This window comes from Klebsiella quasivariicola (genome assembly GCF_002269255.1).
GTDB classification, from domain to species: Bacteria; Pseudomonadota; Gammaproteobacteria; order Enterobacterales; family Enterobacteriaceae; genus Klebsiella; species Klebsiella quasivariicola.
The window spans coordinates 4,563,304-4,588,383 of the sequence record NZ_CP022823.1; the positions used below are offsets into that span (position 1 = coordinate 4,563,304).

Here is a 25,080-nt window from a genome sequence, read left to right on the forward strand (position 1 = left end):
CCCACGCTTTCGCGCCGTACCGCCCTAAACCGTGAATCCCAACATCATGCCAGTGTCTTCATGCTCCAGCAGATGGCAGTGGGCCATATAGGCAAACTCCTTCGGTGCCGGATGATCAAACTTCACTAACACTTCACTAATTTCACCTTCCACGCGGACGGTGTCTTTCCAGCCGCTACGATGCGCCGCAGGCGGCTTACCGTTCTCGCTGAGGATACGGAACTGGGTGCCGTGGATATGAAACGGATGCAGCATCATGTCGCCCTTACCCGAAATCACCCAGCGCTCATACTGCCCTCTGGCGGCGGCAAACATCGGCACATTCATGTCGAAGGCTTTGCCGTTGATGCGGTTGGCGTTATGGAAATCAAAGCCCTTTCCTGATGACATGCCATGCCCCATGCCGGCCCCGTGGTTCATGTTACTCATGTCGCCGTGGTGCATATTCCCCATGCCGCCCGTCCCGCCATGGCCCATCATGCCGTGGTCCATTCCCGCCATCGCCTGGTCGCCATACTTCTCCATCAGCGCCTGCATGCCCATTCTGTCGAGCATCGGATCCATCGACAGCTGGAGTTGACGCTGCGACAGCCCCGTCAGGGACGGTAACGCCGGCAGAGCGGCCAGGGTATCCAGCAGCTTGCCGGAGGCAGGAATGACCAGCGGCTGGATGCGCAGCACCGGCTGCGGTTTATCAAAAGGCGCAATGGCCATGCCCATCTGGCTCACCGGCAGGGTCACCAGATCAAAAGGTTTTCCGTCGCTGGTGTCCACCAGCACCTCAAAGCGTTCCCCCATTAATACCGGCAATTCATCGACCTTCACCGGCTCGGCCAACAGACCGCCGTCGCTGGCCACCACGTACAGCGGCCGCTTATCGCTGGTCGCAAAATTAAGGGAACGGGCATTGCAGCCGTTTAACAAACGCAGGCGTAGCCAGCCGCGCGGCGCGGCATGTTCGGGATAGAGGGCCCCATTGGTCAGTAGCGTATCGCCAAACCAGCCGACGGCGGCGCTCATCACATCCAGCTGATAGTCGATCTCGCCGGCGGCGGTGAACTTCTTATCCTGGACGATCACCGGCACATCATCGATCCCCCACTGCTTAGGCAGCAGCAGGCGCCCGCTCTCTTCATCCTCGATCAGCACCAGGCCGGCCAGCCCCATCGCCACCTGCCGGCCGGTGCTCCCATGCTGATGCGGATGAAACCAGCAGGTCGCCGCCCGCTGCGTTGGCGTGAAGCTTACCGTGCGGGTGGCGCCCGGCGCGATAACCCCCTGTGGCCCCCCGTCGACCTCGCCCGGTACCTCCAGACCATGCCAGTGCAGCGTGGTCTCTTCCGCCAGCTGGTTAGTAATATCCACCGTGACGGTCTTCCCCTGCGTCAACTGCAGCGCAGGGCCCAGCAGCGACCCGTTGTAGCCCCAGGTAGTGGCATTCAGGGCGCCAAACCGCGTTTTGCCCGCCTGGATCCTGAGCGCGATGCGGTTGCGCGCATCGGCGGCTAACAGCGACGGTATCGGCAGAGCCGGGCTACTGGCGGCAAAGACCGCCCGGCTCCATAACGGCAATGCGCTGGCCATGCCGACCGCGGCGGTCAGTTTGAGGAAGTCTCGACGTTGCATATTCACATCCTTTTATTCTGCGGGCGAATATTTGAGCTTAAACCCTACCGTAACGGGAAGGTCAAGCAGAAGAGTAAGAATAAAGATCGGCGCTGTGTAAAGAAGTATGCTAATTTGAAGCGTCGGTGATCTAATGGTAGAAAAAATGAAGACGCTTTTCAGAACAATGGTACTCGGCAGCCTGCTTGCTCTCTCCGCCAACAGCTACGCGCTCAGCGAATCAGAAGCGGAAGATATGGCTGATTTAACCGCGGTTTTTGTGTTTCTGAAAAACGACTGTGGCTACCAGAACCTGCCCAACACGCAGATCCGTCGCGCACTGGTGTTCTTTGCTCAACAGAACCAGTGGGACCTCAGCAACTATGACAGCTACAACATGAAAGCGCTTGGCGAAGACAGCTATCGCGATCTCAGCGGCATTAACATTCCGACGGCGAAAAAATGCAAAGCGCTGGCCCGCGATTCACTCAGCCTGTTGGCTTACGTTAAATAATGCCTTGCGCGGGCGGCGACGCTCCGCGCCTTTACCATTTCCTTTATCTCACTCGAATAGTTATATTTATTATTGTATATAAATAAATCTTATTCCCCTTCAAACATATCAATCCACCAAATAAATTAAACCCCTACTAATAATGAATTACTAAAAAACTAATAAAATATCATTATTCATATATTGCAAAATAAAAAACACCCTTCTAGAATCCGGTGAAAATATACCTACTTCATGGACTGAAATTGTGAATATCTCGCCGACTCTTCGTATTATCCCGCTTACCGCACTTTTATTAGTGGGCTGTAGCAATACCTCATCTCGCCAGCAGGTAAAGCCGATTACCACGCCGCTAACGTCGCAACAACAGGCTGAGCAGGAGCGCGCTGCCAGCGAACAGGAGCGTATTGAGTCCTGCCGTCAGGCGCTGGATTCGCTTAAAGAGGTGAACCCACAGCAGGCAACTAAACTCAGCAACGAGTTCAATGCTCTGGTGCGCGCGGCGTCACAATATAACAAGGTGCGCGAGAAAGTGGCCGATCCAACCCGGATGGGCATTGACTCCATGTATCAGTTCAAATCTATCAAGCTGTGCTCCGATATCCAAAAAACGCTGATCGATAGCCTGGTACAGCGTGGTGAAAGCAAACAACCATGAACAGAACCGCCACGCTGACCCCAAAAGCACCTCTGCTGATGCTCGCCGCGGCGCTGGCGCTTTTACCCTCATTTTACGCCGGCGCCGCGCCGGCCTTCCTCGACTACGCGCAGCAGCAAACTCAGACGCAAGAAAAAAACGATACTGACACCGTAAAGCAAACGGCAGGGGATCGTCCTAACGCGGATAATAAAAAAAATGCGACCAACACCGCACAGTTGCAAAAAAAAATCATCAGTCAGCAGGCAACGATTGCGCAAAAAGATAAAACTATTCAGCAATTAAAAAAAGAGCTTACCGCCACGCCGTCAGCAGAAACATCCACCGCGAATGACCACGCGGAATTGAATAATAAAATAAAACAATTGCAGAAAGCGTTAGCCGCCGCGACCGCGGAAAATGAGGCGTTGATAAAAAAAGGGAGCGTTGCCCAGAATAATAATCTGCAGCAAAGCCAGACTGCCGCGCTTAAACAGATTCAGCAACTCACCTCGCAGCTTCAAAACGCCGAAACTGAAAATCAGCGGCTCAGCGCGAGCCTCACTACGCTGAATACGGATAAGCAAACGCTGACCACCCGACTGGCCGCCGCGGAAAAAGCACAGCAGACCGCCCTTAACCAGGCCAAAGCCCTCGATACTGACAAGCAGTCGCTTATCACCCGGCTGGCCACCGCGGAAAAAGTCCAGCAGATAGCCCTTAACCAGGCTAAAGCTCTCGATACTGACAAGCAGTCGCTCATGACTCAACTGGCCGCCGCGGAAAAAGCGCAGCAGACCGCGCTCGAGCATGCCAAAGCCCTTGATGCCGACAAGCAGTCGCTCGCCAGCCGGTTGGCAGCCGCGGAAAAAGCCAAACAGACTGCTCTCGAGCAGGCCAAAGCGCTTCAGGCCGACAAACAGCCGCAGGCCACCCAGCTGGCCTCAGTGGAAAAAGCACAGCAGGCGGCTCTCGATAAAGTCAAAGCGCTTGATGCCGATAAGCAGTCTCTCACCGCCCAACTGGCCGCTGCGGAAAAAGCCAAACAGGACGCCCTCGATCAGGTCACCGCACTTAAGGCCGATAAGCAGTCCCTCTCCACCCGGCTCGCCGCTGCGGAAAAAACGCCACCTGGCCACGATACCACCGCCGCGGCCACAAAGAGCGAACCTCCGGAGATGGCGGCGGTTGTTGCGGCCTACCGCCTGCAGGCGGACAAAGACAACGCCCAGCTAAGGATGAAAGAAGACGAAATCCAGTTGCTGAAAACCCAGCTGTCGGTGCAGCCTAAAATCGCGGGTAGCAAGACTGCCAGCGCCAAACTCAACGCCTCGGGCGAGCAGCAGGCTTATGCCATCGGCGCCTCAATGGGCACCGAGGCCCTTAACGTCCTCACCACCCGCCGCACACAGGGAATTATCGTCGATGCCGGACTGGTGCTGCAGGGTATCGAAGATGCCTTTAGCGGGCAGCTTCGCCTCGGAGAACAGGAGCGGAACAAAGCGCTGTTTGACATTTCGCAGCAGGTGTTCCAGAACCTGAATAAAATCGAACAGAAAAACATCAGCGCGGGCAAAAAATATCAACAGGCGTTTGCGCGCAAAAAAGATGTGGTCTTCAAAGAGGGCGTCTACAGTCGTGTCGATTACCTGGGTAAAGGTAAAATAAGCGGCAACGACATAGTCACCGTGGTGATCAAAGAGATGCTGACGGATGGGACAGTGATCAACGATATGGAAGCGAAAGATCAGGCGCTCACCCAGAAGCTGGATGCCTATCCGCCGGTGTTTCGCGGACCGCTGCAACGTCTGCAGAACCACGGTTCCATTACGCTGGTCGTACCGCCCGACAAAGCCTATGGCAGTAAAGGACTACCGCCGAAAATCCCGCCTGGCGCCACGATGGTCTATTCCGTACGAATAGTGGATACGCAACCTGCACCGGCGAAATAGTTCCGCGCCCACCGCCCTCTCCGGGCGGTGGCGTTATCCCTGCCGCATTGCTGCAATAACCGCCGTGCATCCTCATCTATAGTTGTCTATGATGTTGCACTCGTTTTACGGGTGTAACAGATGTTAACGAAGGAGGAGCCTCATCGTGGCCGATTACCCACAGTGGCATGAAACGCTGCATGACCATTTTGGTCAGTACTTTAGCGTTGATAACGTGCTGTACCACGAAAAAACCGATCATCAGGATCTAATCATCTTTGACAACCGCGCTTTTGGCCGGGTGATGGCGCTGGATGGCGTCGTACAAACCACCGAACGCGATGAGTTCATCTACCACGAAATGATGACCCACGTGCCGCTGCTGGCTCACGGCAACGCGAAGCATGTGCTGATCATTGGCGGCGGTGACGGCGCGATGCTGCGCGAAGTCTCTCGTCACCATAGCATCGAAACCATCACCATGGTGGAAATTGACGCTGGGGTAGTCTCATTCTGCCGCCAGTACCTGCCCAACCATAGCGCCGGCGCCTATGATGATCCGCGTTTTACGCTGGTGATTGATGATGGCGTCAATTTTGTTAACCAGACAACGCAAACGTTTGACGTGATCATTTCTGACTGCACCGACCCTATCGGTCCGGGCGAAAGTCTCTTCACTTCAGCTTTTTATGAAGGCTGCAAACGCTGCCTGAACCCGGGAGGCATCTTCGTTGCGCAGAACGGTGTCTGCTTCCTGCAACAGGATGAAGCGGTAGGTAGCCATCGCAAGCTGAGCCACTATTTTCGCGACGTCAGCTTCTACCAGGCGGCAATTCCAACCTATTACGGCGGGATCATGACCTTTGCCTGGGCAAGCGACAACGAAGCGCTACGTCATCTCTCCAGTGAAATCATTCAGGCGCGTTTTCACAAAGCCAACCTGACCTGCCGTTATTACAATCCGGCAATACATACGGCGGCCTTCGCCTTACCACAATATCTGCATGATGCTCTGTCCGCACCGTGACGCGAAGTAAGGGGGTGAACTAAATTGAAAAAATTGAAGCTGCACGGCTTTAACAACCTGACCAAAAGCCTGAGTTTTTGTATCTACGATATCTGTTACGCCAAAACGGCCGAAGAGCGCGACGGCTACATCGCCTATATCGACGAACTCTATAATGCCAATCGCCTGACGGAGATCCTGACAGAAACCTGTTCTATTATTGGCGCCAATATCCTGAATATCGCCCGCCAGGATTATGAGCCCCAGGGCGCCAGCGTGACCATTCTGGTCAGCGAAGAACCTGTCGATCCTAAGCTGATTGACCAGACCGAACACCCCGGCCCGCTACCGGAAACCGTGGTTGCCCATCTCGATAAGAGCCATATCTGCGTGCATACCTACCCGGAGAGCCATCCGGAAGGCGGGCTGTGTACTTTCCGCGCCGATATCGAAGTGTCAACCTGCGGCGTCATTTCACCGCTCAAAGCGCTGAACTATCTGATCCACCAGCTGGAATCAGACATTGTGACCATTGACTACCGCGTGCGCGGCTTTACCCGCGATATCAACGGGATGAAGCATTTTATCGATCATGAAATTAATTCGATTCAGAACTTTATGTCTGACGACATGAAGTCGCTGTATGACATGGTCGACGTCAACGTTTATCAGGAAAATATCTTCCATACCAAAATGTTGCTCAAGGAATTCGACCTTAAGCACTATATGTTCCATACCCGACCGGAAGAGTTAACCGTCGAAGAGCGCAAGGTCATTACCGACCTGCTGTGGAAAGAGATGCGCGAGATTTACTACGGCCGCAATATCCCTGCCGTGTAATGCCTGACATGCCCGGCGGCGCCTTTGCTTGCCGGGCCTGGGATTCTGTGCCACCTGGCAGCACGAGCAAGGTGCCAGCGGCCAGCCGGGGATTTACCCTGCTTATGCTACGCTTAGCCGGGCTACGGTCTTGCGTCACACCGCATAAACGTCGTCATTAACGCTGCTGCATAAATTCACGATAAGCGGCAACCACCTGCAGGAAATCCTCCACGCCGCACAGGGAGAGGCTCTCTTCGTCGTAGTAGCTCATCCCCTCCTCGATTTCATCGCCAGAAAATTCCAGCTGATTGGCGCGGATCATTACCTCTTCGCCATCCAGCCACAGCGTATATTCATGGCCGGCCCGCTGCCAGGAACGTTCACTGCCCTTCACGGTGCGCGCAGCCTGCTCCACTTCGTCCAGCAGAGCAAGATTGTCTTTCACCTCTTCGTTGAACCAGTGGCCGATCGCCTCATGATCCATCGACATTCGCACCTTTACCACTCCGGTAATATCGCGCAGAAATTCGTAGTCCATAGTCTTTTCCTCTGCAAGGGCAATGCGTCACCGCTGCACTGTACCCATGCTGTAATTATCGCAGCAGACAGAAAGAAAAAAAGCGTAGCGGGCAGGAGGTTTGGAAATAAAAATGCCCGGTGACGCAATGTTCACCGGGCATTGGGGAGTTTATAACCAAACGATCAGACGGGCTGACCGTTTTGATTTAGACGGCGGTCTGGAAGATCACGCCGTCAGCTTTCTCAGTGTACTGATCCAGCTGGTTGAAGTTCAGATAACGGTAGGTATCTTCCGCGGTCTTATCCACCTGCGCCACGAAGGTCTGGTACTCTTCCGGCGTCGGCAGTTTGCCGAGCAGAGAGGCTACCGCGGCCAGTTCGGCAGAGGCCAGATAGACGTTAGCGCCAGTACCTAAACGGTTCGGGAAGTTACGGGTGGAGGTGGAAACCACCGTCGCGCCGTCTGCCACGCGCGCCTGGTTACCCATACACAGGGAACAGCCAGGGATTTCGATACGCGCACCGCTCTTACCAAACACGCTGTAGTAGCCTTCTTCGGTCAGCTGCGCGGCGTCCATACGGGTTGGCGGCGCCACCCACAGACGAGTCGGCAGCTGGCCTTTGTGGCTGTCCAGCAGCTTACCGGCGGCACGGAAGTGGCCGATGTTGGTCATGCAGGAGCCAATGAACACTTCGTCGATCTTCTCGCCCTGCACGTCAGACAGCAGACGAGCATCGTCAGGATCGTTCGGCGCGCACAGGATCGGCTCTTTGATATCCGCCAGATCGATGTCGATCACTGCCGCGTACTCCGCGTCAGCATCGGCTTCCAGCAGCTGCGGATCCGCCAGCCATTTCTCCATGCCCTGGATACGACGCTCCAGGGTACGGCGGTCGCCGTAGCCTTCGGCAATCATCCACTTCAGCAGGACGATGTTGGAGTTCAGATACTCAACGATCGGCTCTTTGTTCAGCTTGATGGTGCAGCCGGCGGCAGAACGCTCAGCCGAGGCATCGGTCAGCTCGAATGCCTGCTCGACTTTCAGATCCGGCAAGCCTTCGATCTCAAGGATGCGGCCAGAGAAGATGTTTTTCTTACCTTTCTTCTCAACGGTCAGCAGGCCTTGCTTGATGGCGTACAGCGGGATGGCGTGGACCAGATCACGCAGGGTGATACCCGGCTGCATTTTGCCTTTGAAGCGTACCAGCACCGACTCCGGCATATCCAGCGGCATCACGCCGGTCGCAGCGGCGAAAGCCACCAGACCAGAGCCTGCCGGGAAGGAAATACCAATCGGGAAGCGGGTGTGGGAGTCACCACCTGTACCCACGGTATCCGGCAGCAGCATGCGGTTCAGCCAGGAGTGAATCACGCCGTCGCCCGGACGCAGCGAAACCCCGCCGCGGTTCATGATGAAGTCCGGCAGAGTATGGTGCGTGGTGACGTCAACCGGCTTCGGATAGGCCGCGGTGTGGCAGAAGGACTGCATCACCAGGTCCGCAGAAAAGCCCAGGCACGCCAGGTCTTTCAGTTCATCACGGGTCATTGGACCGGTGGTGTCTTGAGAACCGACGGAGGTCATTTTCGGTTCGCAATAAGCGCCCGGACGGATACCGGCAACGCCGCAGGCACGGCCAACCATTTTCTGCGCTAGAGAGAAACCGCGGGTGCTTTCCGCCACGTCTTTCGCCTGACGGAAAACATCGCTGTGCGGCAGGCCCAGCGCTTCACGCGCTTTGGTGGTCAGGCCGCGACCGATGATCAGCGGAATACGGCCGCCGGCGCGCACTTCGTCGATCAGCACATCGGTTTTCAGCTCGAAGCTGGCCAGCAGTTCGTTAGTCTCGTGGTTACGCACTTCGCCTTTGAACGGGTAAACGTCGATCACGTCGCCCATGTTCAGGTTTGACACATCCACTTCGATAGGCAGCGCGCCCGCATCTTCCATGGTGTTGAAGAAGATTGGTGCGATTTTGCCGCCCAGGCACAGGCCGCCGCCGCGCTTGTTCGGTACGTTCGGGATATCGTCGCCCATAAACCACAGCACAGAGTTGGTGGCGGATTTACGCGAAGAACCGGTACCGACAACGTCGCCGACGTAGGCCAGCGGGTAGCCTTTCTGCTGCAGGGCTTCGATCTGCTTGATCGGGCCAACCACGCCGGGCTGATCGGGATCAATACCTTCACGGGCGTTTTTCAGCATCGCCAGCGCGTGCAGCGGGATATCCGGACGCGACCAGGCATCCGGCGCCGGAGAGAGATCATCGGTGTTGGTTTCGCCGGTGACCTTGAAGACGGTAACCGTGATTTTCTCTGCCAGCTGAGGACGGTTCAGGAACCACTCAGCGTCAGCCCAGGATTGCATGACCTGTTTAGCGTGCTCGTTACCTGCTTTGGCTTTCTCTTCTACATCGTAGAAGTTATCAAACATCAGCAGGGTATGAGACAGCGCTTTCGCGGCAATCGGCGCCAGTTTCGCGTCGTCCAGCGCATCGATCAGCGGATGAATGTTGTAACCACCCTGCATGGTGCCCAGCAGTTCAACGGCTTTTTCAGGGGTTACCAGGGGGGAGGTCGCTTCGCCCTTGGCGATCGCGGCAAGGAATCCAGCTTTCACATAGGCGGCTTCGTCGACGCCCGGCGGTACACGGTTAATCAGCAGGTCTAACAGGAATTCTTCTTCGCCCGCAGGCGGGTTTTTCAGCAGTTCTACCAGCGCGGCCATTTGGGTTGCATCTAAGGGTTTGGCAACAATCCCCATGGCGGCACGCTCAGCTACGTGCTTACGGTATTCTTCTAGCACGACGGTTCTCCTCGCTTCTCATTGTCATAATGCGGCCTACACGTCTTCTATCAATCTGCTTCGGTATTGGCTTCGTTTGCCGCGTGACGCATCTTGAAGGATTTAGTGGCTGGGCGATTTTCTTCACGCTCCTGTGAGACAGCAGTTTGTAGGGTAAATGCCCGATACCGCGTCGGCAGCATAGCAGGATTTTTGAAAGGTGTTAATCTGTTTACAAAAAAGCAACATTAAAATTTAGCTGAATCGTTAAGGGCAGGATATTGCAGGCTTTCTGTTCAAATCCCGCGACAAAAATTCCTGTCCGCATACAACGCTACGGGTCGATCCCAACAATAATCAATAAAAAGCCGTACCGCATACCTATACTCAGCAGACGAGCCGTTTTCGCCGATACTTAAGCGAGATGGGTTACCTTTTGGGTCAGGAGCTTCCATGTCACTGCCGTTTAAACCCCATATTATCGCCCTGCTCTGTAGCGCTGGCTTACTCGCGGCGGCGGGAACACTCTATGTGCAAAGCCGAACCCCGGCGACGATCGCTGAACCGCCAGCCCAAGCCCAGCCAGCGCCCGCAGCGTCGACGACGCAGCCGGTGACCACCACCTACACCCAGGCGCAAATTGACCAGTGGGTCGCGCCTATCGCGCTCTACCCGGACAGTCTGCTGTCGCAGGTGTTGATGGCCTCCACTTATCCCGACAACGTCATGCAGGCGGTACAATGGTCCCAGGATAACCCCGCGATGAAAGGGGATGCGGCGGTTCAGGCGGTTGCCAGCCAGCCGTGGGATCCCAGCGTCAAATCCCTTGTCGCTTTCCCTGCCCTGCTGGCGATGATGGGCGAAAATCCGCCCTGGGTGGAGAACCTCGGCAATGCGTTTTTGGCCCAGCCGCATGATGTGATGGATTCAGTGCAGCGCCTGCGCGCCATTGCCCAACAGACCGGGACGCTTAAATCCACACCGCAGCAGAAAGTGATTGTCACTCCTGCCGCACCGGTTGCTGCCAGCAGCAGCACGGCAGCAACGTCCACCACCCACTCGGCGGCGCCTGCGCCCACGCAGGTCATTAAAATAGAACCGACCAATCCGCAGGTGGTCTATGTTCCCAGCTATAACCCCTCCACCGTCTATGGCACCTGGCCGAACAGCGCCTATCCTCCGGTCTACCTGCCGCCGCCTCCCGGGGAGCAGTTTACCGATAGCTTCGTCAAAGGCTTCGGTTACAGCCTGGGCGTGGCCACTACCTGGGCGTTATTTAGCAGCATCGACTGGGATGATGATGATGACCACCACCATCACGATGACGACTATCACCACGGCGATTACTCGCATAATGGCGATAACATCAATATTAATGTAAATAATTTCAATCATATAACGGGAGAAAACCTGCCGGGTAACCACGTTAACTGGCAGCACAATCCTGCCTATCGCGGTCACACACCGTATCCCGATAATACGGTTGCTCAACGCTTCCATCAGACCAACGTTTCCGGCGGACTAAGCGCGACCCAACATGCGCCAGTCGATCGCGAAGCGCAGCGCCAGGCAGCGATGACCCAGCTGCAGCATAACGTACCGGCGGCGACAGCGGGCAACCTGGCGGCAAACAACGCCTCACGCGATGCCCAGCGTCAGGCAGCTTCGGCGCAGCTGAAGCAAGCCACCCAGCGCAGTAATTACCGCGGTTACGACAGTACGCCGACCCAGCAACAGCGTCGCGAGGCGGCAAAAACGCAGCTGAAAAATACCGCGCCGCAGCAACAGCAGCGTCGGGAAGCCGCCAGGAGCCACGAGCAGAACCGCACACCTCAGCAGCAGCAGCGCCGGCAGCAGTTCCAGTCCGCCACGCCAGCCCAGCGTCAGCAGACGGTCAGCCATCTGCGCGCCAACGCCCTTAGCGGCAACGAAAGCCGCGCTCCCTCCTGGCAAGCACAACAGGAACGAGGACTGCAAAGCCGCCAGTTTTCCGGCGTAAACCGCGAGTCACGCGACGGCGCCAGAGAGCGTTTTTCCGAACACCATGAACTGCGCCGTCGCTAAGGATGAGCAGAATGAGAAATCCATTATCCATCACCCTGTTCACAATACTGCTGTCGCCGCTTGCCGCCTTCGCTCAGCAGCAGTTTGCCACGCCGGAACAGGCCGCAACTGCGCTGGCCGAAGCGATCAGCCAGCCAAATGAAGACGCGCTGAGCGAAGTACTCGGCGATAACTGGCAGCAATTTTTACCCACCGATGGGATCGACCCCACGGCCGTCGACCGCTTTCAACGCGACTGGCAGGTGAAACACGTTATTGTCCAGCAGGGTGATAAAGCCTGGCTCGATGTCGGCAGCGAGGCATGGCGACTGCCCGTGCCCATCGTAAAAGCACCGAAGGGTTGGCGCTTTGATATGGCCGCTGGCGAAGAAGAGATCCTCACCCGCGCAATCGGCCGCAATGAGCTGTCAGCGATCGCCGCCATGCACGCCTACGTTGATGCCCAGCAGGATTACTATCAACTGAATCACCGCTGGGCACAGAAAATCATCAGCAGTGAAGGCAAAAAAGATGGTTTGTACTGGCCGACATCGCCTGGCGAAGCGCCAAGTCCGCTTGGCCCGGCCTTCAGCCCGACGGAGCCCGGCAGCGGTTATCATGGCTACCGCTTCCGGATGATTGCGGGTCGCGATGATCAGAGCGTCGCCCTGCTGGCCTGGCCAGTGGAGTGGGGAGAAACTGGCGTGATGAGTTTTATGATCGATCAGCACGATACGGTCTATCAGGCCAATCTCGGTGAAGAGAGTGCCGTAAAAGCACAGGCGATAACGCACTTTGCCCTTGACGCCGGCTGGCAGGTGGTGAAACCATAAAAAAACGCCCGGTTGCTTGCATGCAACCGGGCGTTTTATATTCGCTTAGCCCTGATGAGGCATCAGAGAAGGATCGCCGGCAAACGCCGGTTTAGTGCTGGATAATGCCGCTTCGTCAGCGCTGATACTGCCGGAATTCGCCGCCCATACCCCTTCATGCGTTTTTGTCACCTGCTGATGCTGAGCATTCAGATCCTGACCTACGGCCGCAATATGGGTCGTTTCCGTACCGCCGCTGTTGTCGGCCCAGGGAATGTTAGCGTCAGCGGCGCAGGCCACGCCGGTAAAAAATGTTGCAGCGACCAGCGCTGTGGTTAAAAAGCGTTTCATCTCACACCTCATCGATATCATTAACTGCCTATAAGTTTACTGAGTGACTATTTTCAAAGTATGTATGAGGTGTAGCGGTTTATGAACAGCGACATAGTTCTAAACATCGGACATAAAAAAAGCGGCTCCGGGAGCCGCTTATGCTTTTTGCCTGAAAGAAAAAGTTACTTTTTCTTCGCTTTGGCGTTTGGCAGGTCGGTGATGCTGCCTTCGAAGACTTCTGCCGCCAGGCCAACGGACTCATGCAGAGTCGGGTGAGCGTGGATAGTCAGCGCGATGTCTTCAGCGTCGCAGCCCATTTCGATAGCCAGACCGATTTCACCCAGCAGCTCGCCGCCGTTGGTGCCGACAATCGCGCCGCCGATCACACGGTGGGTCTCTTTGTCGAAGATCAGTTTGGTCATACCGTCTGCGCAGTCGGAAGCGATAGCACGGCCGGAAGCCGCCCACGGGAAGGTGGCAGTTTCATAGCTGATGCCTTTCTCTTTCGCTTCTTTCTCAGTCAGGCCAACCCATGCCACTTCTGGCTCGGTGTAGGCGATGGACGGGATCACTTTCGGATCGAAGTAGTGTTTCAGGCCGGAAATAACTTCTGCGGCAACGTGACCTTCATGGACACCTTTGTGTGCCAGCATCGGCTGACCGACGATATCGCCGATAGCAAAGATGTGCGGCACGTTGGTGCGCATTTGTTTGTCAACGCGGATGAAGCCGCGATCGTCCACTTCCACGCCGGCTTTGCCTGCATCGAGGTTTTTGCCGTTCGGTACTCGACCGATAGCGACCAGCACCGCGTCGTAACGCTGCGCTTCCGCAGGGGCTTTTTTGCCTTCCATGGAAACGTAAATACCGTCTTCTTTCGCTTCAACGGCAGTGACTTTGGTTTCCAGCATCAGGTTGAATTTCTTGCTGATGCGTTTGGTGAAGACTTTAACGACGTCTTTATCGGCAGCCGGGATAACCTGGTCGAACATTTCCACCACGTCAATCTCTGAACCCAGCGCATGGTATACGGTACCCATTTCCAGACCGATGATACCGCCGCCCATGACCAGCATGCGTTTCGGTACGGACTTCAGTTCCAGCGCGTCGGTGGAGTCCCATACGCGCGGATCTTCATGCGGGATAAACGGCAGCTGAATCGGACGGGAACCCGCCGCGATGATCGCGTTGTCGAAGTTGATGACGGTTTTGCCGTTCTCGCCTTCCACTTCCAGGGTGTTAGCGCCGGTAAATTTACCCAGACCGTTAACCACCTTCACTTTACGGCCTTTGGCCATGCCAGCCAGACCACCGGTCAGCTGAGTGATGACTTTTTCTTTCCAGGTGCGGATCTTGTCAATGTCAGTTTTCGGCTCGCCGAAAACGATGCCGTGTTCGGCCAGCGCTTTCGCTTCTTCGATAACTTTTGCTACGTGCAGCAGCGCTTTAGAAGGGATACAACCCACGTTCAGACAAACACCACCGAGGGTGCTGTAACGTTCTACGATGACGGTTTCCAGACCTAAATCAGCGCAACGGAAGGCTGCAGAGTAACCTGCGGGGCCTGCCCCAAGTACCACGACCTGAGTTTTGATTTCAGTACTCATCATGACCTCTGTAATTTATATCCGGCGGGTCTGACGCTATTATTCTTACGCCCAAGTCCACCGGGACGTTCTATCCGCGTGTATTTTACAAAATTGTTAACAATTTTTAAACAACAAACGGCAAACGATTTTGTCCTTTGTTGCTGATAATCCCCAACAGCCTGAGGTTATCAGAAAAAAGCCGGCCGTCAGGCCGGCTTTTTCGCTTACATCACCAGGCGGCGAATGTCGCTCAGGGTGTTGTTAATGATGGTAATGAAGCGGGCACCATCAGCACCGTCGATGACGCGGTGGTCGAAGGACAGAGAGATCGGCATCATCAGACGCGGAACGAACTCTTTACCATTCCATACCGGCTCCATCGCGGACTTAGACACGCCGAGGATGGCCACTTCCGGCGCGTTAACAATCGGCGCGAAGTGGGTAGTCCCCAGGCCGCCGATGCTGGAGATGGTGAAGCAACCGCCCTGCATTTCGCCAGCCGTCAGCTTGCCATCGCGCGCTTTCTTGGAGATGGTGGTCAGCTCGCGAGACAGCTCGGTGATGCTCTTCTTGTTCACGTCTTTAAAGACCGGAACCACCAGACCGTTCGGAGTATCAACCGCCACACCGATGTTGATGTATTTCTTCAGCGTCAGGCGCTGACCATCTTCGGACAGCGAGCTGTTGAAGCGCGGCATCTGCTCAAGCGCAGCGGCAACCGCTTTCATGATGAAGACCACTGGGGTGAATTTCACGTCCAGTTTACGCTTCTCAGCTTCGGCATTCTGCTGCTTACGGAACGCTTCCAGATCGGTGATATCGGTTTTGTCGAAGTGGGTAACGTGCGGGATCATCACCCAGTTACGGCTCAGGTTAGCGCCAGAGATTTTCTGGATACGCCCCAGTTCCACTTCTTCGATTTCGCCAAACTTGCTGAAGTCAACCTTCGGCCATGGCAGCATGCCCGGGATACCGCCGCCTGCGGCAGCCGCCGGTGCGGATTCAGCGCGTTTAACCGCTTCTTTCACGTAAGCCTGGACGTCTTCGCGCAGGATACGACCTTTACGGCCGGTCCCTTTCACTTTCGCCAGGTTTACGCCGAACTCGCGCGCCAGGCGGCGAATCAGCGGCGTCGCGTGAACGTAAGCGTCGTTTTCAGCGAATTCGGTTTTACCTTCTGCTTTCGCAGCCGGTGCCGCGGCAGGCTTAGCGGCCTGAGTCGGGGCAGCAGCCGGTGCCGGTGCCGCAGCCTGAGCCGGAGCAGGCGCAGCGCCTTCCACTTCGAAGACCATAATCAGGGAACCGGTTTTGACTTTATCGCCGGTGCTGATTTTGATCTCTTTAACGGTACCCGCGAACGGCGCCGGCACTTCCATAGACGCTTTGTCGCCTTCGACGGTGATCAGGGACTGTTCCGCCGCGACTTTATCGCCAACTTTAACCATCACTTCGGTGACTTCAACTTCGTCGCCGCCGATATCCGGGACGTTAACGTCTTTCACGCCAGCGGCAGCGGCCGGAGCCGCGGCAGCCGCCGGAGCAGCAGCCTGTGCCGGAGCGGCCGCAGGCGCTTCGCCCGCCACGTCGAATATCATGATCAGGGAGCCGGTGGAGACTTTATCGCCGGTGTTGATTTTGATCTCTTTCACGGTACCCGCGAACGGCGCCGGGACTTCCATAGAGGCTTTATCGCCTTCTACGGTGATCAGGGATTGCTCAGCGGCGATGGTGTCGCCTACTTTCACCATGATCTCGGTGACTTCAACTTCATCGCCACCGATATCCGGGACGTGCACTTCTTTCGCTGCCGCGGCAGCTGCCGGAGCAGCAGCAGCCGGAGCGGCTTCTTTCTTCTCTTCCTGCGCAGGTGCAGCAGCTGCTGCACCGTCGGCGGAATCGAAAATCATGATCAGTTTACCGGTCTCGGTTTTGTCGCCGACGGAGACTTTAATCTCTTTCACGACGCCAGCCTGCGGAGACGGCACTTCCATAGAGGCTTTGTCGCCTTCTACGGTGATCAGCGACTGTTCAGCTTCTACTTTGTCGCCAACTTTGACCAGGATCTCGGTGATTTCAACTTCATCAGCCCCGATGTCCGGTACTTTGATTTCGATAGCCATTATTCTTTTACCTCTTACGCCAGACGCGGGTTAACTTTTTCTGCATCGATGTCGAATTTCGCGATAGCGTCAGCCACCACTTTCTTATCGATTTCACCACGTTTAGCCAGTTCGCCCAGCGCTGCTACGACCACGTAGGAAGCATCAACTTCGAAGTGGTGACGCAGGTTTTCACGGCTGTCGGAACGACCGAAGCCATCGGTACCCAGTACGCGGTAATCATCAGCCGGTACGTAAGTACGAACCTGCTCGGCGAACAGTTTCATATAGTCAGTGGATGCCACTGCCGGAGCGTCGTTCATCACCTGAGCGATATACGGCACGCGCGGGGTTTCCAGCGGGTGCAGCATGTTCCAGCGTTCGCAATCCTGGCCATCACGCGCCAGTTCGGTGAAGGAGGTGACGCTATACACGTCAGAACCCACGCCGTACTCTTTCGCCAGGATCTGCGCTGCTTCACGCACGTGACGCAGGATAGAACCGGAGCCCAGCAGCTGAACTTTACCTTTGCTACCTTCGAGGGTTTCGAGTTTGTAGATACCTTTACGGATACCTTCCTCGGCGCCTTCCGGCATGGCCGGCATGTGGTAGTTTTCGTTCAGCGTCGTGATGTAGTAGTAAACGTTCTCTTGCGCTTCGCCGTACATACGGACCAGACCATCATGCATGATGACAGCCACTTCATAGGCGTACGCCGGGTCGTAAGAGATACAGTTCGGGATAGTCAGTGACTGAATGTGGCTGTGACCATCTTCGTGCTGCAGACCTTCGCCGTTCAGGGTAGTACGACCGGAAGTCCCGCCAATCAGGAAGCCGCGAGCCTGCTGATCGCCAGCCGCCCAGCACAGATCGCCGATACGCTGGAAGCCGAACATCGAGTAGTAGATGTAGAACGGGATCATCGGCAGGTTGTTGGTACTGTAAGAGGTCGCTGCAGCCAGCCAGGATGCGCCTGCGCCCAGCTCGTTGATCCCTTCCTGCAGAATCTGGCCTTTCTCGTCTTCTTTGTAGTAAGCAACCTGCTCACGGTCCTGCGGGGTGTACTGCTGACCGTTCGGGCTGTAAATACCGATCTGACGGAACAGACCTTCCATACCGAAAGTACGCGCTTCGTCAGCGATGATCGGCACCAGACGATCTTTGATCGACTTGTTCTTCAGCATCACGTTCAGGGCACGAACGAAAGCGATAGTGGTGGAAATTTCTTTGTTTTGCTCTTCCAGCAGCGCGCTAAAGTCAGCCAGGGTCGGCAGCTCCAGTTTCTCAGTGAACTTCGGCTGACGAGTCGGCAGGTAGCCGTTCAGCTTCTCACGTTGCGCATGCAGGTAGGTGTGCTCTTCGGAACCTTCCGGGAAGGTCACGTACGGCAGTTTTTCGAGATCGGCATCAGCCACCGGCACATTGAAACGATCGCGGACATAGCGAACGCCGTCCATGTTCATTTTCTTAACCTGGTGCGCGATGTTCTTACCTTCAGCGGTATCGCCCATACCATAACCTTTGATGGTATGCGCCAGGATCACGGTCGGCTGACCTTTGGTCTCCTGCGCTTTCTTCAGTGCAGCGTAGACTTTCTTCGGATCGTGACCACCGCGGTTCAGGGCCCAGATCTGCTCATCAGTCCAGTCAGCAACCAGGGCAGCGGTTTCCGGATATTTGCCAAAGAAGTGCTCACGAACGTAAGCGCCGTCTTTGGATTTGAAGGTCTGGTAGTCGCCGTCAACGGTTTCGTTCATCAGCTGAATCAGCTTACCGCTGGTGTCTTTACGCAGCAGCTCATCCCAACGACCGCCCCAGATAACCTTGATAACGTTCCAGCCCGCACCGCCAAAGATGCCTTCCAGTTCGTTAATGATTTTACCGTTACCCGTTACCGGGCCGTCCAGACGCTGCAGGTTGCAGTTGATGACGAAGACCAGGTTATCCAGTTTTTCACGAGTTGCGATGGTGATAGCGCCTTTAGATTCCGGCTCATCCATCTCACCGTCGCCGAGGAAGGCGTAAACGGTTTGCGCAGAGGTGTCTTTCAGACCACGGTGTTCCAGATATTTCAGGAACTTAGCCTGATAAATCGCACCCAACGGCCCCAGACCCATGGATACGGTCGGGAACTGCCAGAACTCCGGCATCAGTTTCGGGTGCGGATAAGAGGACAGACCATTACCGTGAACTTCCTGACGGAAGTTGTTCATCTGCTCTTCGGTCAGACGGCCTTCCAGGAAGGCACGTGCATATACGCCCGGAGAGATGTGGCCCTGGAAGTAAACCAGATCGCCGCCATCTTTTTCAGTGCGCGCACGGAAGAAGTGGTTGAAGCAGACTTCGTAGAAAGTCGCAGAAGACTGATAGGACGCCATGTGGCCGCCCAGTTCAAGATCTTTTTTCGATGCGCGCAGAACGGTCATGATGGCGTTCCAGCGAATCGCAGAACGAATACGACGTTCCAGATCCAGATTGCCCGGGTATTCCGGTTCATCTTCAACGGCAATAGTGTTGACGTAGTTGCCGGCGGAAGAGCCTGCCGCAACCTTCACTCCGCCTTTACGGGCTTCAGAAAGGAGTTGGTCAATCAGATACTGAGCGCGCTCAACACCTTCTTCACGGATGACCGATTCGATCGCCTGTAGCCAGTCGCGAGTTTCGATCGGATCCACGTCATTGTGTAAACGTTCTGACATGGGGGTATTCCTTATCTATCTAATCGTTGATTAATCTGGAACCTGTCCCATTGAACTCTGTGTTCTTCACGCTGGAACAACCCAAAATTCAATAAGACAGGTTCTGCGTTTAGTTGCCGCGCTCTAAAAATGGCGCTTAAGAACCGGAGTTCTCGTCCTTTCGTTGCTGTAAACGACGCAGTGAACGCTCTCGACGGCTCTGCTCACGGCTACGATCCAGCAAAATTTCCTCAATGAACGCCAGGTGACGGTGCGACGCCTCACGCGCCTGCTCCGGCTCCCCGGCCATTATCGCCTCGAAAATACGAGTACGATGGTTGCTGACCAACGGGAGCATTTCCCGGCGGGCATACAGCAATTCAAAGTTCTGACGAACGTTCTGTGCCAGCATCGGCTCCATACACCTTAGCAGATGGAGCAACACCACATTGTGTGCCGCCTCGGTGACGGCGATTTGATACTGGACGACGGCGCCGGACTCGGCGTCGAGGTCGCCGGACTGTTGGGCCCGTTCAATAGCCTGATGCAGCTCGCGGATACGATCGCGGTCTTCATCGTTGCTACGCAGCGCCGCGTAATAGGCTGCAATGCCTTCCAGCGCGTGACGGGTCTCAAGCAGATCGAATTGGGATTCAGGGTGATCGGACAGCAGCTCGACCAGCGGATCGCTGAAGCTCTGCCATAGGCGGCTCTGAACAAACGTTCCACCTCCCTGACGACGAAGCAACAAGCCCTTGGCTTCGAGGCGTTGAATCGCCTCACGTAGCGAGGGGCGGGAAACATCGAACTGTTTAGCCAGTTCGCGTTCAGGCGGGAGTTTTTCACCGGGGCGCAATGTCCCCTCAAGGATCAGAAACTCCAGCTGCTGCTCTATCACATCGGATAATTTTGGTTGGCGGATTTTGCTGTAGGCCATATTCCCTGTCTCTGCCATTAGCCCGGAGTCAATTGGTCTTACCAATTTAAAGTTCGTAGCGCTAAAGTAACAAAGTATTCACCTTCTGTCCATACAGGTTTTGATTGAAATCAGTAAACCACGGACATTTTAACAACCTTACAGAAATAACATTTCAGAAATGTAACCTTGCACAAATGTTACGTTTACTCATAAAGAGGTAGCGTTAACTTAATAGAAACGAAAAATTACGCTTTCTGAACCGATTCAACTCTGCAATATACGAATAAAAAATCAAACAAAATGAATAAATAGACAGCACAGGACATGCATGTGAATATGACAAATTGTGACTATTGATGTCTTTTTAGACACTTCGTCATCATCCCTTCATAAAGCAGGTGCATTCAAACGCGCTTACCACTATTCTCCCTGAGACGAAAGGCCTTTTTCTGAATTAACGCCTAGCCTTCCGTAAACAAAACAATACAGAAACGGAAGTCGCAAAATACACAAACACAACAATATGTGCGCGACATCACTCGGGTAAAAAGCGGGCCACAGCGCCCAAATTTTCGCTGGCTATGCTTTCTGCAGGGACAGCAGTGAAGCAGCAACCTGACGGATGACGTACACAAAAAATAACCACACACGAGGTTTCATATGGAAGGTCAACAGCACGGCGATCGGCTGAAGCGCGGCCTGAAAAACCGCCACATTCAGCTCATCGCGCTGGGCGGGGCTATCGGCACCGGCCTGTTTCTGGGGAGCGCGTCCGTCATTCAGTCCGCCGGCCCGGGTATCATTCTTGGTTACGCTATCGCCGGCTTTATCGCTTTTCTGATCATGCGTCAGCTGGGTGAAATGGTGGTGGAGGAGCCGGTAGCCGGCTCGTTTAGCCACTTCGCATATAAATACTGGGGCGGCTTTGCCGGCTTCGCTTCCGGCTGGAACTACTGGGTGCTGTATGTCCTGGTGGCCATGGCGGAACTGACCGCTGTGGGCAAATATATCCAGTTCTGGTGGCCCGAAATCCCGACCTGGGCCTCGGCGGCGGTCTTCTTCATCGCTATCAACGCCATTAACCTGACCAACGTGAAAGTGTTCGGTGAAATGGAGTTCTGGTTCGCGATTATCAAAGTAGTCGCCGTGGTGGCAATGATTCTGTTCGGTGGCTGGCTGCTGTTCAGCGGCAACGGCGGCCCGCAGGCGACGGTACGTAACCTGTGGGACCAGGGTGGCTTCCTGCCGCACGGCTTTACCGGTCTGGTGATGATGATGGCGATCATCATGTTCTCCTTCGGCGGTCTGGAGCTGGTGGGCATCACCGCCGCGGAAGCGGATAACCCGGAGCAAAGCATTCCGAAAGCCACCAACCAGGTTATCTACCGTATCCTGATCTTCTACGTTGGCTCACTGGCGGTGCTGCTCTCTCTGCTGCCGTGGACCCGCGTGACCGCAGACACCAGCCCGTTCGTCCTCATCTTCCATGAACTTGGCGATACGCTGGTGGCTAACGCCCTCAACGTAGTGGTGCTGACGGCCGCTTTGTCGGTTTACAACAGCTGCGTCTACTGCAACAGCCGGATGCTGTTCGGCCTTGCCCAACAGGGTAACGCGCCGAAAGCGCTGCTCAGTGTCGACAAACGCGGCGTGCCGGTGAATACCATTCTCGTCTCTGCCCTGGTCACCGCGCTGTGCGTGCTGATCAACTATATGGCGCCGGAGTCCGCTTTTGGTCTGCTGATGGCGCTGGTGGTCTCCGCTCTGGTGATCAACTGGGCGATGATTAGCCTGGCGCATATCAAATTCCGTCGCGCCAAGCAGCAGCAGGGCGTCGTCACGCGCTTCCCGGCGCTCTTCTACCCGCTGGGCAACTGGCTGTGCCTGCTGTTTATGGCGGCGGTGCTGGTGATTATGCTGATGACCCCGGGGATGGCGATTTCCGTCTGGCTGATCCCGGTCTGGATCGCGGTGCTGGGCGTGGGCTATTTGTTTAAACAGAAAGCCGCCGCCACCATAAAAGCACAATAATACATCTCATCAATAGCGCTCTTTGCTCTGCGTCTGCTTGTGAATAACGGGCGCAGAGCATTGTTATCTGCTTCACACTTTCCTCTCCATAGCTGTTTTATCCATATCGTCAACGAGTTACTGCAACGTATTTCCCTCCATAGCAGCCAATAATTCTCTCCATACTGCAACGGAGAGACCGCACATGGCAGACAACAAATTATCTATAAAAGAGAAGATTGGTTACGGGATGGGGGATGCCGGATGCAATATTATCTTTGGCGCCATCATGCTGTTTGTGAACTATTTTTATACCGATATTTTCGGCCTGGCGCCGGCGCTGGTGGGCGTATTACTGCTGTCAGTGCGCGTTATCGACGCGGTGACCGACCCGATTATGGGCGCCCTTGCCGATCGCACCCGCAGTAAATATGGCCGCTTTCGTCCATGGCTGCTGTGGATTGCCTTCCCCTACGCCCTGTTTAGCGTGCTAATGTTCACCACCCCTGAGTGGACCTACAACAGCAAAGTTATCTATGCGTTTGTCACCTACTTTCTGCTGTCGGTGACCTATACCGCGATTAATATCCCTTACTGCTCGCTGGGAACGGTGATGACCGCAGACCCGAAAGAGCGCGTGGCCTGCCAGTCCTATCGTTTTGTCATGGTGGGTATCGCCACGCTGCTACTGTCATTGACGCTGCTGCCCATGGCCGACTGGTTTGGCGGTGCCGATAAAGCGAAGGGCTATCAGATGGCGATGACCGTACTGGCCTTTATCGGTATGTGCATGTTTTTATTCTGCTTCGCCACCGTGCGTGAACGCATACACCCGGCGGTACAAACCAATGACGAGCTGAAGAAAGACCTCAAAGATGTGTGGAAAAATGACCAGTGGGTGCGCATCCTGCTGCTCACGCTGTGTAACGTTTGCCCGGGCTTTATCCGCATGGCCGCCACGATGTACTACATTACCTGGGTAATGGGACAAAGCACCCATTTTGCCACCCTGTTTATCAGCCTCGGCGTGGTCGGGATGATGATTGGCAGCATGCTGGCGAAAGTCCTCACCGACCGCTGGTGCAAGCTACAGGTCTTCTTCTGGACCAACATCGTGCTGGCGATCTTCTCCTGCGCCTTCTATTTCTTCAATCCGCACGCCACCACGTTGATTATGGTGCTCTACTTCCTGCTCAATATCCTGCATCAGATCCCTTCCCCGCTGCACTGGTCGCTGATGTCCGACGTTGACGACTATGGCGAGTGGAAAACCGGTAAGCGCATCACCGGTATCAGCTTCTCCGGCAATCTGTTCTTCCTCAAGGTCGGCCTGGCGGTCGCCGGAGCGATGGTCGGTTTCCTGCTGTCATGGTATGGCTACGATGCTGGCGCGAAAGCACAAAGCGCCTCCGCGCTGAACGGTATCGTGCTGCTGTTCTCGGTCATCCCCGGCGTCGGCTATCTGATCACCGCCGGCGTGGTACGCCTGCTCAAGGTTGACCGCACCCTGATGCGCCAGATTCAAAGTGATTTAGAGAAGCGCCGCAGCAACTACAGCGAGCTGAACGAATACCAGGAACTGAAAACCAGTGAACACGTAAGGAAAGCCTGATGAACAACTGGCCAAACCCGTTTATTGAACAGCGCGCAGACCCCTTTATTCTGCGCCACCTTAATCACTACTACTTTATTGCCTCGGTCCCGGAATATGACCGGCTGGAGATCCGGCGCGCGGCAACCCTTGAAGGATTGCGCGATGCTGAGCCGGTGGTGGTCTGGCACGCGCCGCAAAGCGGGCCGATGAGCCAGCTGATTTGGGCGCCGGAGCTGCACGAAATAGACGGTAAGTGGTATATCTATTTTGCCGCCACCCATACTCACGATTTGGATGCGCTGGGGATGTTCCAGCATCGCATGTTCGTTCTCGAGTGTGCTGACAGCGATCCGCTAACCGGCCGCTGGCAGGAAAAAGGCCAGGTCGTCACGCCTTTCGATACCTTCGCCCTCGATGCCACCACCTTTACCCATCAGGGGAAACGCTGGTATCTGTGGGCGCAAAAATCCCCGCATATCGAAGGCAACTCAAACCTGTATCTCGCCGAAATGGCTAATCCGTGGACGCTAAAAGGCGAGCCGGTCATGCTGAGCAAGCCGGAGTTCGACTGGGAGTGCCAGGGATTTAAGGTCAACGAAGGTCCCGCGGTGCTGGTGCATGGCGATAAGCTGTTCATCAGCTATTCCGCCAGCGCTACCGATGAAAACTACTGCATGGGGTTACTCTGGATCGATCTGCAGGCCGATCCGCTGCAGCCGACGAACTGGCATAAAGCCCCGCAGCCGGTCTTTCGTACCAGCTATGAAAACCGCCAGTATGGCCCGGGTCATAATAGTTTTACCCAAACGCCGGAAGGAGAAGATGTGCTGGTGTATCACGCGCGGAATTACACCGAGATAGAAGGCGATCCGCTGTATGACCCCAATCGCCACACGCGGTTAAAACTGGTCAACTGGCGGGAAGACGGGATGCCCGACTTCGGTATTCCACCAGCGGATACGCTGTAGCGATTCGGTATATGACCCGCTAGCGCAGGTTCTGCAGGCCGGGTCAGGCGAAGCCGCCACCCGGCAATATGACGGGCACGGCGTCTGATATCTCGCCCGGCGGCGCTGTTGCCTGCCGGGCCTGCGTGGTGTGAGCCCCAGGCCGGATAAACGCAGCGCTATCCGGCAAGCAAAGTCCCGCTGGTACATGTACTGTGGCTGGCAGAAGCGGGCTCAGG

The 25,080-nt window shown here is 55.5% G+C and carries 18 protein-coding genes; 10 read left to right on the forward strand and 8 right to left on the reverse strand.

Annotated elements, in window-relative coordinates; all coding sequences use genetic code 11:
- Window positions 1-24: 24 nt before the first annotated feature.
- Window positions 25-1,626 carry a multicopper oxidase CueO gene (gene cueO / locus B8P98_RS23080; RefSeq protein ID WP_087805074.1) on the reverse strand — a complete coding sequence of 534 codons (1,602 nt, stop codon included), beginning with the start codon at window positions 1,624-1,626 and terminating at the stop codon, window positions 25-27.
- A gap of 145 nt (window positions 1,627-1,771) precedes the next feature.
- Between cueO and B8P98_RS23085 the strand changes: the two genes are divergently transcribed.
- The 5 genes from B8P98_RS23085 to speD all read left to right on the forward strand — a co-directional run bounded on the left by B8P98_RS23085 (window position 1,772) and on the right by speD (window position 6,533).
- Complete coding sequence (locus tag B8P98_RS23085; RefSeq protein WP_002888808.1) at window positions 1,772-2,119, forward strand: YacC family pilotin-like protein; 348 nt, start codon at window positions 1,772-1,774, stop codon at window positions 2,117-2,119.
- Between the two features lie 247 nt (window positions 2,120-2,366).
- The gene (locus B8P98_RS23090) at window positions 2,367-2,777 is read left to right on the forward strand and encodes a hypothetical protein (RefSeq protein ID WP_025714694.1); all 411 of its coding nucleotides are present in this window, start codon (window positions 2,367-2,369) and stop codon (window positions 2,775-2,777) included.
- A 740-nt stretch (window positions 2,778-3,517) separates the two neighbouring features.
- Entirely contained in the window at window positions 3,518-4,708 is a 1,191-nt protein-coding gene (locus tag B8P98_RS31495) for an FKBP-type peptidyl-prolyl cis-trans isomerase (RefSeq protein WP_165931889.1), read from the forward strand.
- Window positions 4,709-4,853: 145 nt separating this feature from the next.
- Window positions 4,854-5,714 carry a polyamine aminopropyltransferase gene (gene speE / locus B8P98_RS23100; RefSeq protein WP_025714692.1) on the forward strand — a complete coding sequence of 287 codons (861 nt, stop codon included), beginning with the start codon at window positions 4,854-4,856 and terminating at the stop codon, window positions 5,712-5,714.
- Between the two features lie 24 nt (window positions 5,715-5,738).
- Window positions 5,739-6,533, forward strand: coding sequence for an adenosylmethionine decarboxylase (gene speD, locus B8P98_RS23105; protein ID WP_080897868.1), 795 nt, complete (start codon window positions 5,739-5,741; stop codon window positions 6,531-6,533).
- A gap of 157 nt (window positions 6,534-6,690) precedes the next feature.
- On the opposite strand, the gene yacL is transcribed toward speD, so the two are convergent.
- On the reverse strand, window positions 6,691-7,053 hold the full coding sequence (gene yacL, locus B8P98_RS23110; protein WP_004204373.1) for a protein YacL: 363 nt from the start codon (window positions 7,051-7,053) through the stop codon (window positions 6,691-6,693).
- Between the two features lie 187 nt (window positions 7,054-7,240).
- Window positions 7,241-9,838 carry a bifunctional aconitate hydratase 2/2-methylisocitrate dehydratase gene (acnB, locus tag B8P98_RS23115; protein WP_016160302.1) on the reverse strand — a complete coding sequence of 866 codons (2,598 nt, stop codon included), beginning with the start codon at window positions 9,836-9,838 and terminating at the stop codon, window positions 7,241-7,243.
- Between the two features lie 432 nt (window positions 9,839-10,270).
- Here acnB and B8P98_RS23120 point away from each other — a divergent pair, with 432 nt between their 5' ends.
- Entirely contained in the window at window positions 10,271-11,881 is a 1,611-nt protein-coding gene (locus B8P98_RS23120) for a DUF3300 domain-containing protein (protein WP_095033446.1), read from the forward strand.
- A gap of 11 nt (window positions 11,882-11,892) precedes the next feature.
- Window positions 11,893-12,693, forward strand: a complete 801-nt coding sequence (locus tag B8P98_RS23125) for a DUF2950 family protein (RefSeq protein ID WP_095033447.1) — start codon at window positions 11,893-11,895, stop codon at window positions 12,691-12,693.
- Between the two features lie 45 nt (window positions 12,694-12,738).
- On the opposite strand, the gene B8P98_RS23130 is transcribed toward B8P98_RS23125, so the two are convergent.
- The 5 genes from B8P98_RS23130 to pdhR form a co-directional block, all read right to left on the reverse strand.
- Window positions 12,739-13,023, reverse strand: a complete 285-nt coding sequence (locus B8P98_RS23130; RefSeq protein ID WP_025710972.1) for a hypothetical protein — start codon at window positions 13,021-13,023, stop codon at window positions 12,739-12,741.
- 164 nt (window positions 13,024-13,187) lie between these two features.
- Complete coding sequence (gene lpdA / locus B8P98_RS23135; protein ID WP_002888731.1) at window positions 13,188-14,612, reverse strand: dihydrolipoyl dehydrogenase; 1,425 nt, start codon at window positions 14,610-14,612, stop codon at window positions 13,188-13,190.
- A 206-nt stretch (window positions 14,613-14,818) separates the two neighbouring features.
- Window positions 14,819-16,714 carry a pyruvate dehydrogenase complex dihydrolipoyllysine-residue acetyltransferase gene (gene aceF, locus B8P98_RS23140; RefSeq protein ID WP_087805024.1) on the reverse strand — a complete coding sequence of 632 codons (1,896 nt, stop codon included), beginning with the start codon at window positions 16,712-16,714 and terminating at the stop codon, window positions 14,819-14,821.
- A 14-nt stretch (window positions 16,715-16,728) separates the two neighbouring features.
- Window positions 16,729-19,392, reverse strand: coding sequence for a pyruvate dehydrogenase (acetyl-transferring), homodimeric type (aceE, locus tag B8P98_RS23145; RefSeq protein ID WP_025710975.1), 2,664 nt, complete (start codon window positions 19,390-19,392; stop codon window positions 16,729-16,731).
- A gap of 136 nt (window positions 19,393-19,528) precedes the next feature.
- A complete protein-coding gene (gene pdhR, locus B8P98_RS23150) occupies window positions 19,529-20,308 on the reverse strand; it encodes a pyruvate dehydrogenase complex transcriptional repressor PdhR (protein ID WP_002888699.1) in 780 nt (259 codons plus the stop codon).
- 642 nt (window positions 20,309-20,950) lie between these two features.
- Between pdhR and aroP the strand changes: the two genes are divergently transcribed.
- From aroP to B8P98_RS23165, 3 genes are all read left to right on the forward strand, one after another.
- Window positions 20,951-22,321 (forward strand): aromatic amino acid transporter AroP, encoded by a 1,371-nt coding sequence (gene aroP, locus B8P98_RS23155; protein ID WP_080924727.1) that lies wholly within the window; start codon window positions 20,951-20,953, stop codon window positions 22,319-22,321.
- 184 nt (window positions 22,322-22,505) lie between these two features.
- On the forward strand, window positions 22,506-23,912 hold the full coding sequence (locus tag B8P98_RS23160; protein WP_080924728.1) for a glycoside-pentoside-hexuronide (GPH):cation symporter: 1,407 nt from the start codon (window positions 22,506-22,508) through the stop codon (window positions 23,910-23,912).
- The gene (locus B8P98_RS23165) at window positions 23,912-24,862 is read left to right on the forward strand and encodes a glycoside hydrolase family 43 protein (protein WP_080924729.1); all 951 of its coding nucleotides are present in this window, start codon (window positions 23,912-23,914) and stop codon (window positions 24,860-24,862) included. The genes B8P98_RS23160 and B8P98_RS23165 overlap by 1 nt, the downstream gene beginning before the upstream one ends.
- Window positions 24,863-25,080: the final 218 nt, after the last annotated feature.